The sequence below is a fragment of the Pseudomonas sp. P135 genome (genome assembly GCF_020312125.1).
In the GTDB taxonomy this organism is placed as follows: Bacteria; Pseudomonadota; Gammaproteobacteria; order Pseudomonadales; family Pseudomonadaceae; genus Aquipseudomonas; species Aquipseudomonas fragariae.
On sequence record NZ_JAGPYR010000002.1, the window covers coordinates 187,448 to 198,898 of the forward strand.

The 11,451-nt window shown below is 61.7% G+C and carries 10 protein-coding genes; 7 read left to right on the forward strand and 3 right to left on the reverse strand.

The genetic code is table 11. The features are described from left to right. Nucleotides 1-17: 17 nt before the first annotated feature. A complete protein-coding gene (locus KBY08_RS03365; RefSeq protein WP_024641195.1) occupies nt 18-1,265 on the reverse strand; it encodes an aspartate aminotransferase family protein in 1,248 nt (415 codons plus the stop codon). A 255-nt stretch (nt 1,266-1,520) separates the two neighbouring features. Here KBY08_RS03365 and KBY08_RS03370 point away from each other — a divergent pair, with 255 nt between their 5' ends. Together KBY08_RS03370 and KBY08_RS03375 are read left to right on the forward strand one after the other, a co-directional pair. Further along, nucleotides 1,521-3,011 carry an aldehyde dehydrogenase family protein gene (locus tag KBY08_RS03370; RefSeq protein WP_003406390.1) on the forward strand — a complete coding sequence of 497 codons (1,491 nt, stop codon included), beginning with the start codon at nt 1,521-1,523 and terminating at the stop codon, nt 3,009-3,011. A gap of 42 nt (nt 3,012-3,053) precedes the next feature. Further along, nucleotides 3,054-4,340, forward strand: coding sequence for an NAD(P)/FAD-dependent oxidoreductase (locus KBY08_RS03375; protein WP_024652802.1), 1,287 nt, complete (start codon nt 3,054-3,056; stop codon nt 4,338-4,340). Nucleotides 4,341-4,351: 11 nt separating this feature from the next. On the opposite strand, the gene KBY08_RS03380 is transcribed toward KBY08_RS03375, so the two are convergent. Continuing rightward, nucleotides 4,352-5,725: a sensor histidine kinase gene (locus KBY08_RS03380; protein WP_003406386.1), complete on the reverse strand. Its 1,374-nt coding sequence runs from the start codon at nt 5,723-5,725 to the stop codon at nt 4,352-4,354. After that, entirely contained in the window at nt 5,722-6,384 is a 663-nt protein-coding gene (locus KBY08_RS03385) for a response regulator (protein ID WP_003406384.1), read from the reverse strand. Before KBY08_RS03385 ends, KBY08_RS03380 begins: the two co-directional genes overlap by 4 nt. A 167-nt stretch (nt 6,385-6,551) precedes the next feature. On the opposite strand from KBY08_RS03385, the gene KBY08_RS03390 reads away from it, so the two are divergent. The 5 genes from KBY08_RS03390 to KBY08_RS03410 are packed head-to-tail and all read left to right on the forward strand — an operon-like array spanning nt 6,552 to nt 11,358. Then, nucleotides 6,552-6,815, forward strand: a complete 264-nt coding sequence (locus tag KBY08_RS03390) for a PepSY domain-containing protein (RefSeq protein WP_003406383.1) — start codon at nt 6,552-6,554, stop codon at nt 6,813-6,815. Next, nucleotides 6,815-7,360, forward strand: a complete 546-nt coding sequence (locus KBY08_RS03395) for a cytochrome b/b6 domain-containing protein (protein ID WP_024661225.1) — start codon at nt 6,815-6,817, stop codon at nt 7,358-7,360. The genes KBY08_RS03390 and KBY08_RS03395 overlap by 1 nt, the downstream gene beginning before the upstream one ends. Nucleotides 7,361-7,398: 38 nt before the next feature. Beyond that, a complete protein-coding gene (locus KBY08_RS03400; protein WP_011268479.1) occupies nt 7,399-8,697 on the forward strand; it encodes a sialidase family protein in 1,299 nt (432 codons plus the stop codon). Beyond that, nucleotides 8,694-9,314: a hypothetical protein gene (locus KBY08_RS03405; protein ID WP_024641199.1), complete on the forward strand. Its 621-nt coding sequence runs from the start codon at nt 8,694-8,696 to the stop codon at nt 9,312-9,314. Before KBY08_RS03400 ends, KBY08_RS03405 begins: the two co-directional genes overlap by 4 nt. 10 nt (nt 9,315-9,324) lie before the next feature. Continuing rightward, nucleotides 9,325-11,358: an LTA synthase family protein gene (locus tag KBY08_RS03410; protein WP_011268477.1), complete on the forward strand. Its 2,034-nt coding sequence runs from the start codon at nt 9,325-9,327 to the stop codon at nt 11,356-11,358. Nucleotides 11,359-11,451 lie beyond the last annotated feature (93 nt).

The window sequence follows — 11,451 nt, forward strand, 5'->3', positions numbered from 1 at the left end:
GTTTTCTCCGTACGGGTTCAAGCCAGCGCTGCCAGGCAGCGCTCGAAAATATCCAGCCCTTCGTGCAGCACGTCGGGTTCGATGGTCAGCGGGATCAGCAGGCGGATAATGTGCCGCGATTTGCCACTGGGCATCAGCAGCAGCCCGGCGTTCCTCGCTGAGCTCAGCAGTTCGGCGAGCGGTCGGGTGCCGGGCTCGCCCTCCGGCGTGATCAGTTCGATACCGCGCATGCAGCCGACCCCGGTCAGCCTGCCCAGATACGGCGACAGTTTGCTCGCCCGCCAGGCTTCATAGCGTGAAACGATGGCGCGCTCCTGCTGCTCGCCCCAACTGGAAAGGTTGGCATCGGTCATCTGCGCCAGTGACGCGAGGCCCGCTGCGCAGCCAATCGGGTTGCCGGAATAGGTGCCGCCCAGGCCGCCCTTGGGCAGGTTGTCCAGCAACGGCTTGCGACCCACCACCGCGCCCAGCGGGATGCCGCCCGCAATGCTTTTGCCCAGCAGAATCAGATCCGGTTCGATGCCCAGACGGCTGAACGCAAAACGCTGCCCGGTACGGCCGAAGCCGGACTGGATCTCATCGGCGATCAGTACGATGCCGTGTTTATTGCAGAACGCTCGCAATGCCTGGGCAAAGTCCGGCTGCATGGCCAGAAAACCGCCTTCGCCCTGCACCGGCTCGAAGATGATGCAGCCCACGTCGTTGACGTCGATCTCGACGCTGAACAGCCGGTCCATGGCCTTGAGCGCCTGCTCGGTGGACACGCCGTTGTCCTTGCTGGGGAACGGAACGTGAAAGACCGGGCCGGGCAGCACGCCGACTTTCTGTTTATAGGGTGCCACCTTGCCGTTGAGGTTGAGGGTCGCCAGCGTGCGGCCATGAAAGCCACCGTCGAAGGCGATGACCGCCGTGCGCCCTGTGGCGCCGCGTACGATCTTCAGGGCATTTTCGGCTGCTTCGGCACCGCTGTTGGTGAGCATGCCGCTGAGGGGATAACTGACCGGTACGAACTGCGTGAGCTGCTGCATGAAGCGGATGTACGGGTCGTGAGGCGTGGCGTTGAAGCAATAGTGGGTCAGTTTTGCCGCCTGGTCCTGAATGGCCGTGACCACTTGCGGGTTGCAATGCCCCAGATTGAGCACCCCGATGCCGCCGACAAAGTCGATGTAGCGCTTGCCGGCGGTGTCCCAGACTTCAGCGTTGCGGCCGTGGGACAGCGTCATGTTGTGGACAAACGAAATGGATTCGCTGATGTGTTCGCTCATCGGTCTGGCCCCGGCTCCGGGTGATCATGATGGCCTTATCCAAACAAACATCGGGCAGCGCTCGCAAACGAAATAAAATCACCGGGTCATTCCAATAATTCCCAATGTAGTGGCCTTTCTGGCTGCTAATGATCAAAAGTTCATTCCTAAAAGGAATCATGTTTTTCAAAAACGTCGTTTGTAGGTCAGCCCCGAGTGGCTTGATACTGAGCTCATCGATGATTTCCACCGTGGTTTCATGACAGGAGAATCAACATGGTTGCCGAGTTACTAGCACGTCTGGGCGTGGCGAACAGTGCCCACACCCAAGGGGACTATCCGGTTTACACCCCGATTGATGGCAGCCGGATTGCCTCGGTCACGCTTGAAGGCAAGGCACAGGTCGTAGCGCGTATCGACAGCGCCCACAGCGCGTTTCTGAAGTGGCGCACAGTACCGGCCCCACGGCGTGGCGAGCTGGTGCGGATCTTTGGTGAAGTACTGCGTGAGCATAAGGCTGATCTGGGCGAACTGGTGTCGGTCGAGGCTGGCAAGATCACTCAGGAAGGTCTGGGTGAAGTGCAGGAAATGATCGACATCTGCGACTTCGCCGTCGGTCTGTCGCGTCAGCTGTACGGTCTGACCATTGCCTCCGAGCGTCCCGGTCATCACATGCGCGAAACCTGGCACCCGCTGGGTGTGGTCGGCGTGATCAGCGCGTTCAACTTCCCGGTCGCAGTCTGGGCCTGGAACACCACGCTGGCGCTGGTCTGTGGCAACCCGGTGATCTGGAAGCCTTCGGAAAAGACTCCGCTGACGGCACTGGCCTGTCAGGCACTGTTTGACAAGGCGCTGAAGATTTTCGGTGATGCCCCCGCAGCGCTGGCGCAATTGGTCATCGGTGATCGTGACGCCGGTGAAGCGCTGGTCGATGACCCGCGCGTGCCACTGATCAGCGCCACCGGCAGCACCCGCATGGGCCGTGAAGTCGGTCCGCGTGTCGCCGCGCGTTTCGGGCGCAGCATTCTGGAGCTGGGTGGCAACAACGCGATGATTCTGGCCCCGAGCGCGGATCTGGACCTGGCCGTGCGTGGCATTCTGTTCAGCGCGGTAGGCACCGCCGGTCAGCGTTGCACCACGTTGCGCCGCCTGATTGTGCACCGTTCGATCAAGGACGAAGTGGTCGCCCGCGTCAAGGCCGCCTACGCCAAGGTGCGCGTCGGTGATCCGCGCGAAGGCAATCTGATCGGTCCGCTGATCGACCAGCAAGCGTTTTCGGCCATGCAGAACGCGCTGACCAAGGCCCGCGACGAAGGCGGGCAGGTGTTCGGTGGCGAGCGTCAGTTGCAGGACAAATACCCGAACGGCTACTACGTCACGCCGGCCATTGCCGAAATGCCTGGCCAGAGTGAAGTGGTGCGTCACGAAACCTTCGCGCCGATTCTCTACGTGCTGGCCTACGACGACTTCGAAGAGGCCCTGCGCCTGAACAACGAAGTACCGCAGGGCCTGTCGTCGTGCATTTTCACCACTGATCTGCGTGAGGCCGAGGCTTTCCAGAGTGCCGCGGGCAGCGATTGCGGGATTGCCAACGTCAATATCGGCACCAGCGGTGCCGAAATCGGCGGGGCATTTGGCGGCGAGAAGGAAACCGGTGGCGGTCGCGAGTCCGGCTCCGATTCGTGGCGCGCCTACATGCGCCGGCAGACCAACACCGTCAACTACTCCCGCGAGTTGCCGCTGGCTCAGGGCATTGTTTTCGACTGATGTGAACCGGGCACTTATTACCGACATTGCTGGAGTTTTTCGATGGTGCAGTTTGCTCAAGGCTGTCTGTGGGAACAATTGACTCCGCAACGTCCGGTCAGCCCGGCCCTGAGCGGTGAGCGGAGCGCCGACGTGTGCATCATTGGCGCCGGGTTCACCGGTCTGTCGGCGGCGTTGCGCTTGCTGGAAGGCGGCAAGTCGGTGTGCGTGGTCGAAGCGCACCAGGTCGGCCATGGCGGTTCCGGACGCAACGTCGGTCTGGTGAATGCCGGGACCTGGGTGGCGCCCGATCAACTGGACAAGGTACTGGGCAGCGTCGAGGCCAGCCGACTGAATAGCGCATTGGGCGCGGCGCCGGCTCTGGTGTTCGCGACCATCGACCAGTACCGCATCGATTGCCAGGACACGCGCACCGGCAACCTGCACATGGCGCATAACGCCAAGGGTCTGGCTGACCTGCGCAGCCGTGCCGAACAGTGGCAACGGCGCGGTGCCAACGTCGAATTGCTGACCGGCAAACCCTGCGAAGAAGCTTGTGGCACCGACAAGGTCAGCGGTGCCTTGCTCGATCACCGCGCCGGCACGGTGAACCCGATGGCCTATGTCTCGGGCATGGCGCTCAACGTGGTGGCGCAGGGTGGGCAAGTGTTCGGCGATTCTCCTGTCAACGGCTTGCAACGCACCGCTGATGGCTGGAAGGTCTCTACTGCCGCGGGCAGTGTACGTGCCGAGAAAGTGATCATCGCGTCCAATGCCTACACCGAAGGCGAGTGGACCGATATCAAGGATCACATCTTCGCGGGGTACTACTATCAGGTCGCTTCGCAGCCGCTCAGCGGTGCCGAGCAGGCGCAGATTCTGCCTGGCGGTCAGGGTTCGTGGGATACGCGCACGGTGCTCAGCAACATTCGTCGCGACGCTCACGGGCGCCTGCTGCTGGGCAGCCTGGGTAACGCCGGCAATTATCCGCTGTGGTTCATTCGTCAGTGGGCGGATCGCGTCCAGCAGCATTACTTCCCGCAACTGGGCCGGGTCGAGTGGCAGAGCACCTGGACCGGGCGCATCGGCTTTACGCCGGACCACTTGTTGCGCCTTTTCGAACCCGCGCCAGGCTTGCTGGCGGCGACCGGTTTCAATGGTCGGGGGGTGACCACCGGGACACTGGTGGGCAAGTGCTTTGCCGATTACCTGCTGAGCAACGATGCGACCGCGTTGCCGATGAGTTTTTCAAGCGGCAAAAAGGTCTCGGGCAGTTCGCTGCGCAGCCTCGCCTACGACACGGGTTTCACCCTGTATCACGCCGGGCAATGCCTGCGCGTGGTGCTTTGAACCGAGCGGGTTCAGCTCGTCCTGCTCTTGATGCGCAGCTCTGCACACAGTCCGCCCTGCGCCGAGTTGCGCAGGTGCAGGCTGCTTTCCAGTTTGCGCACGATCATGTCGACGATCGCCAGCCCTAGCCCTGCGCCATTGCTGTGACCCTGACTGTAAAAGCGTTCGAAGAGGCGCGCCTTCTGTTGTTCGTCGATACCCGGCCCTGCGTCTTCGACTGAAAGGTGCGCGCTGCCATCTTCCTGTGTGTGCAGAGCGACGCGTATCTCGCTGGCGGTCGGGGCGAAATTCAGCGCATTGGTCAGCAGGTTCTGCAGGGCAATGGTGATGGCTGCCGGGTCGCTGCGGATCACGCAATCCTCGCCTTCCTCGAACACCAGATCGACGCGCTTCTCCAGGGCCAGCGGCGTGAGTTCGGCCATTTCCTCGCGTACCAGCGTGTTCAGCTCGAAGGTCTGTAACTGGCTGACTTCAAGGCGCGGTTCCAGGCGTGCCATGGTCAATAACTGACTGGCCAGGCGGGCGGCGCGGTCGACGCCATGCACAAGGAAATCCAGTGCTTCCAGGCGTTGCTCCGGGGTTTCGGCCTGGCGCGCGTTCTGCGCGTGGATGCGCAGGATGGTCAGTGGTGTGCGCAGTTCGTGCGCCGCGTCAGCGATGAAGCGTCGCTCGCGTTCCAGCACACTCTCGATCTGGGTCAGCAGGCGGTTGAGCGCGTACTGCATGGGCTCCAGCTCTTTGGGCAGGGGCGTTACAGCAAGCGGTTCGAGGCTTTCGGCATCGCGCTTGCGGATGACTCTGGCCATCGCTTGCAGCGGGCGCAGGCCCCAGCCGATGGCCAGCCAGATCGCCACCACCAGCAGCGGCACACCGATCAGCGTCGGCCACAGCGTGTGACTGACAATGCGCTGAATCAGGTCCTGGCGCACGTCATCGCGCTCACCCACCCAAATGAGAAAACCTTGCTGTGGATCGGCGAGGAGAAAGCCGCACCACTCGTGGCCGTTCTCGACCAGATCATGGGAGCCTTCGGTTGCCGGAGGTGCGCTGAGCAGCGGCGCTTCGGCCGAGCGCACCAGCAGCTCGCCCGAGGTTCGCCAGACCTGAAAGGTCAGCCGGGTTTCGTAGGGATGGGCCACGCCACTGGTGCCGACCCGGCTCATGGCCTGATCGAACGCCTGATACAGCTTGTCGAGGTCCTGTTCACCCGCTGCGCGCTGATGCAGCACGCCTTGCAGCAGGCGCGCGCTTTGGGCCAGCTGTGCGTCGTAGACTTCTTCGATTTCGTGATGGCTGTCGCGCAGGGCGAGCAGGCTGATGGTCAGGTCGCCGAGCAGCAACAGCATCAGCACCGGGACCAGAATGCGCGCGCGTACCGAGGTCATGCCTTGAGCTCCAGCAGGTAACCGACGCCGCGCACGGTGCGGATCAGCTCGGTGGACAGTTTCTTGCGCAGGTTGTGAATCAGTACCTCCAGCGTGTTGCTTTCGACCTTGTCCTGCCAACCGTACAGGGTGTTGGACAAGCGCTCGCGGGTGACCACCTTGCCGGGGCGGATCATCAGTTGATGCAGCAACTGGTATTCCATGGGCGTCATCGGTACTTCGCTGCCCTGGAAACTGACCTGTTGCGACGCCGGGTCGAGGCTGATGCCGGCATGTTCCAGCAGCGGTTGCGCACGGCCCTGGCTGCGCCTGAGCAGGGCGCGGACCCGGGCTTTCAGTTCATCGACGTCGAATGGCTTGATCAGGTAATCGTCCGCGCCGGCATCCAGACCGGCAATACGGTCGGCAGTCCCGTCGCGCGCGGTCAGGATCAGCACCGGCAGGGTGAGTGCTTCGGCGCGCAACTGGCGCAGCAGGTCCAGGCCATCCAGGCGCGGCAGGCCGAGGTCGAGCAGCAACAGGTCGAATGGCTCGCTGCGCAAAGCGTGCAGCGCGCTCAGTCCGTCCTCCAGCCAGTCGAGGGTATAGCCCTCGGTATTCAGGGCCACGCGGATGCCCTGACCAATGGCTCGATCATCCTCGACGAGAAGCAGGCGCATAGGGTTTGACCGGTGAGTGTGGGGAGAAGGGCGCCATGATGCCGTCAGCAGGCAGCAGCGCGAAGTGCCGTGTGTCCGGGAAGATGTTACGAGCTGTTACGTATTAAGCTTTTCCTAAGATTCGTTTCGCACAGTAGGCGCTCCTTAACTGCTTGCGAGTCTCTGTCATGCGTAAAGTCCTGCTGATTTCCCTGTGTCTGGCCAGCCCGCTGGCACTTGCCGGCCCGCAATGCACCACGGCTGACAAGTCCCAATGGCAGGATCAGGCCAAATTCCAGGAGCAGCTCAAGGCTCAGGGTTACGAGATCAGCAAGTTCAAAGTGACCGATGGCAACTGCTACGAAATCTATGGCTTCGACAAGGACAAGCGCAAGGTCGAGATCTATCACGATCCGGTGACGGGTAAAGCGGTTAAGACCGAGATCAAGTAATGAACCGTGGTTCCCTGCGCCTGTGGGACCCGCTGGTCAGGCTGTTTCATGTCTCGATCGCGGGTGTTTTTGTTGCCAATTATTTCTTCAATGAAGCCGGTGGCGACTGGCATATCTGGCTGGGCTATTACGCGGTTGCCTGGCTGGCGGTGCGAGTGGTGTGGGGATTCATCGGGCCACGCAGCGCATGCTGGAGTGATTTCTGGCCACATCCGGCGCGCCTGCGTACGCACATCCGCTCGCTGATCGAGCGGCGGCCGATGCATCGGCTCGGCCATTCCCCGCTCGGCGCGCTGGTCATGGTACTCATGATGGTGCTGATCTTCGGCATGGGCCTGACCGGTTTTCTGATGGAAGAGGTCGATGCCTTGTGGGGCGCCGACTGGCCGCAGGACATCCATGAAATTCTCGCCAACACATTGTGTGCCCTGGTGGTGCTGCACATGGCCGCCGCCATCTTCGAAAGCGTTCAGGTACGTGACAACCTGCCCTTGTCGATGCTGACAGGCAAGCGACGTCCGTTGCCCGAAGATCGCCATCGCTGAAACCACACCTTTGTTCCTCTTTACAGTGATGCCTCCCGATGCGTGTTATTTCCCGAAACGTGGCTGCATGGAGCGCAGGCCTGATTGTTGTGGCGATTTTTCTCAGTGCGTGGCTCAGCCATCCACAGCACCGTATTGCGCCCTTTGCGGTCAGCCCGGCGCCAGTTGGCGCTGAGAGCGTGGCGCCCAAGGCGTCCTATATGTCGCGCTTCGCGTCTTCCGACCTGGACGATTTCGTGCATTCTTCAGCCGTGACGGCGTTGCCCGGCGGCGACCTGATGTCGGTATGGTTCGCCGGCTCTCGCGAAGGAGCGGGGGACGTCGAAATACGCACCTCGCGCTTCGATGCGGCCAGTGGCGAGTGGGGCGGCGAGCAGGTGCTGGCAACCCGCGAGTCCACCCAGGCGGGCACCGGCAAATACATCCGCAAACTGGGCAATCCGGTGATCGCCCTGGCTCCGGACAATCGCCTGTGGCTGTTCTACGTTTCAGTCTCGGTCGGCGGCTGGGCGGGCAGCACGGTCAACGCCATGGTCTCCAGCGACATGGGCGCCAGCTGGTCGCCGCCGTGGCAACTGGTGACAACACCGTTTCTGAACATCAGTACGCTGGTACGCGGTGCGCCGGTGTTTCATGCCGACGGTTCGATCGGCCTGCCGGTCTACCACGAGTTTCTCGGCAAGTTTGCCGAATACCTGTACCTGAGCGCCGACGGTGAGGTCATCGACAAGTTTCGCCTCAGCCGTGGCAACAATTCCCTGCAGCCCACCGTCGTGCCTTTGGATGGGCAGCGTGCCGTGGCCTTGCTGCGCTATGCCGGCGAGACGTTCCACCGGGTGCTGGCCAGCCGCACCGAAGACGGCGGGCAGAGCTGGAGCGAGCCGTATCCGTTGACCCCGAGCAACCCCAATTCTTCGCTGGCTGCGGTCGGTGTGCCGGGCAAGGGCCTGCTGGTGGCGCTCAATGACTTGCGCGAGGGGCGCTTCAAACTCAGTCTGTACGGGACTGACGAGGAGATGAACGTCTGGCGGCCATTGATGGATTTCGACAAGTCGCCCGATCCGCTGGGCACGCCGTTTACCCTTGAGGCGTACAAGGAGGTGATCGGCGAGGGCTTCCGCAGCTCCAGTGGTGCCCTGCGTCAACCGATGGAAGAGGCGTTTCTGAGCAATCTGGACCAACGCGTCTGCTCGCCTCAGGGCTGCGATTTCGAATACGAATACCCGTACTTCATCCGCAGTCCGGACGGCCTGTATCACCTGGTCTACTCATGGAATAACACCTTCATCAAGCATGTCAGCTTCAACGAGGCCTGGCTGGCGGAGCAACTTTTATGATCGCTTTGGGATTGGCTCATCTGGCGTTTGCCTGGACCCTGTTTGTGCTGTTGGCACCCTTGACCGCATCGTTATGGTGGCGCTGCGGCTTGCTGGCCGCCGCCTCGCTATTGAGTGTGATCTCAATCGACGGGCTGTCGATGGCGTCCTATGCCCGTAGCCTGACCGATGACCTGGCCATCAGCAGCCTGGTGCTCCTAGGCTGGCTGACCCTGCAGCGACTCGGTGTGCTCCAGCCGCTGGCAGCGCCCAGACGCGGGGTGATGCTGGTGGTGTTCGCTGCGCTGGCACTGACCCTGTACCCGGCCACGCTGGGCCTGACCTATTTCGATCCGTACCGCTGGGGCTACAACCCGCGGCCGATGATCATGATTGTCGCTGTCATCGCGCTGGGGCTGGTCTTTATGCGCAATGCGCTGGCCGCCGTGATGCTCAGCGCGGCGACGCTGGCCTTCACTTTTCGCATCAAGCCATCGGAAAATTATTGGGATTACCTGATTGATCCGCTGCTTGGCCTTTACTGTTGTGGGGCCTTGCTGATTCTGGCTATCCGTTTTGTTTATCGCCGGGCAATGCAGACGCGCCGTCCGGCCGCTCTGTCTGTCGGCAATGTCTAGAGGAATGACGATGAGTTGGTTGCAATCGCGACGCCTGCATTATTGGCTGGGCGCGGTCATGGTGGTGTTCCTGCTGTCGGCGTTGCTGAGGGGCGTGTTCTTCTACGGGTTTTCCGGCATCGAACCGGGCACGCTGTTCACGCATGGCGAGGTCGCCCAGACGCTGGGCATCGGTTTGCGTTTCGACTTGCGCCTGGCGCTGCTGATACTGCTGCCAGTCGCGGTGCTGCTCTGGTTGCCGGGCTGGAACCTGATCAGCGTGCGTGCCTTGCGCTGGCTGGCGCGAGGTTATCTGATCGTGACGCTGGCGATTCTGACGATGATCTACATCGTCGATTTCGGTCATTACGCCTATCTCGGCGTCAGGCTCAACGCCAGTGTGCTGCGCTATCTGGAGGATGCGCAGATTTCCCGGGACATGCTCTGGCAGACCTATCCAGTGGTGTGGATCACTGTCGGTTGGCTGCTCACGGTCGCAGTGCTCGGCTGGGTATTGATCAGGCTTGAGCGTGTCACCCTGGACCGTGAGGCCAGACCGATCAAACGCTGGTCCGCGGTCTGGGGTTCGGCACTGATGATCTGTGCAACCTTCCTCGGCCTGTTGGGCCGGGTGGAGAATCTCAATCTGGAAAACCCGGTACCGCTGCGCTGGAGCGATGCGTTCTTCTCCGGCAACAGTCAGGTGGCGGCGCTGGGGCTTAATCCGGCGCTGTTTCTGTACGACACGCTCAAGGTCTCGCAGTCGAACTTCGATGAGCCTCAGGTGCGCAAGCATTATGAAAAAGTCGCGCGTTATCTGGGCGTCCGCCAGCCAGACGTGCAGGGGTTGAGTTTCAAGCGTCATCAGCCCGTGCAGCCTTACCGGCTGCCGGGCGAGCGGCCGCCGAATGTCATGTTCGTCATGCTCGAATCGCTGGGCACCAGTGCCGTCGGCGCCTACGGCAACCCGCTGAACCCGACGCCGAACCTGGACCATCTGGCCACCCAAAGCTGGTTCTTCAAGCACTTTTACGTGCCGGTTACCGGCACTGCGAAAACGGTCTGGGCGAGCATCACCGGGGTACCCGACGTGACCCGGCAGGAAACGGCTACACGTCATCCGCTGCTCACCCGGCAAAACACCATCATCAACGACTTCAAAGGGTACGAGAAGCTGTACATGATTGGCGGCAATTCCGGCTGGGCCAATATGAACGCCCTGATCCGTCGCAGTATCGACGACGTACGGCTGTATGACGAGCGCGACTGGAAGTCACCGCAGGTGGATGTGTGGGGGATTTCCGACCTGGACCTGTTCAAGGAGAGTGACCGGATCCTGCGTGCGTTGCCAGCCGACAAACCGTTCTTTGCCTACGTGCAGACTGCGGGCAATCACCGGCCGTTTACCATTCCCAAAGACAACGACGGTTTTCAGGTCAGCGACAAGACCGTGGAGCAGGTCCAGGCCGCCGGTTCGCGCAGCGTGGAGCAGTACAACGCGGTGCGCCTGCTGGATTTCAATATCGGGCGGTTGATGGAGCTGGCCAAGGCGGGCGGTTACTACGAAAACACCATCTTCGTGCTGTTTGGCGATCACAACACGCGCATCAGCCAGATCCCGCACATGGCGCCAGCGTTCGAGCAATTGGGCCTGGAGAGCAACAACGTTCCGCTGTTGATTCACGCCCCTGGCCTGCTGGGCACTCGGGTCGTCGACGAAGCGGTCGGCCTTGCCGACCTGCTGCCGACACTGGCGGGGATGGCCGGAATGGACTTCACCAGCGGCACCATGGGCCGCGACATTCAGCAGGCGGCTCCTGAAGGTGAACGCGTAGTGCCGCTGGTACTGCGCGAAGGTACGTTCCCGCTGATCGGCGGTGTCACGCGCAACTACCTGCTGCAAATGGAACACGACGGCAGTTCGCCAACGCTCCACGACCTGTCTTCCCCCACGCCGCTGGATAACGTTGCCGAACAGAATCCGCAAGAGTTCGAGCGGCTGCGCGACCTGACCCGCGGTCTGCATGAAACCTCGCGAATGATGCTGTATCAGAACGTGCGATGACCACGCGAGCTGGCCTTTTCAGCGTTGTCACGCAAGCCGCTGGTCGAGTCAGGGGCTTGCGTGAGGATGGCATCGTTATTGGATGATGTTAAA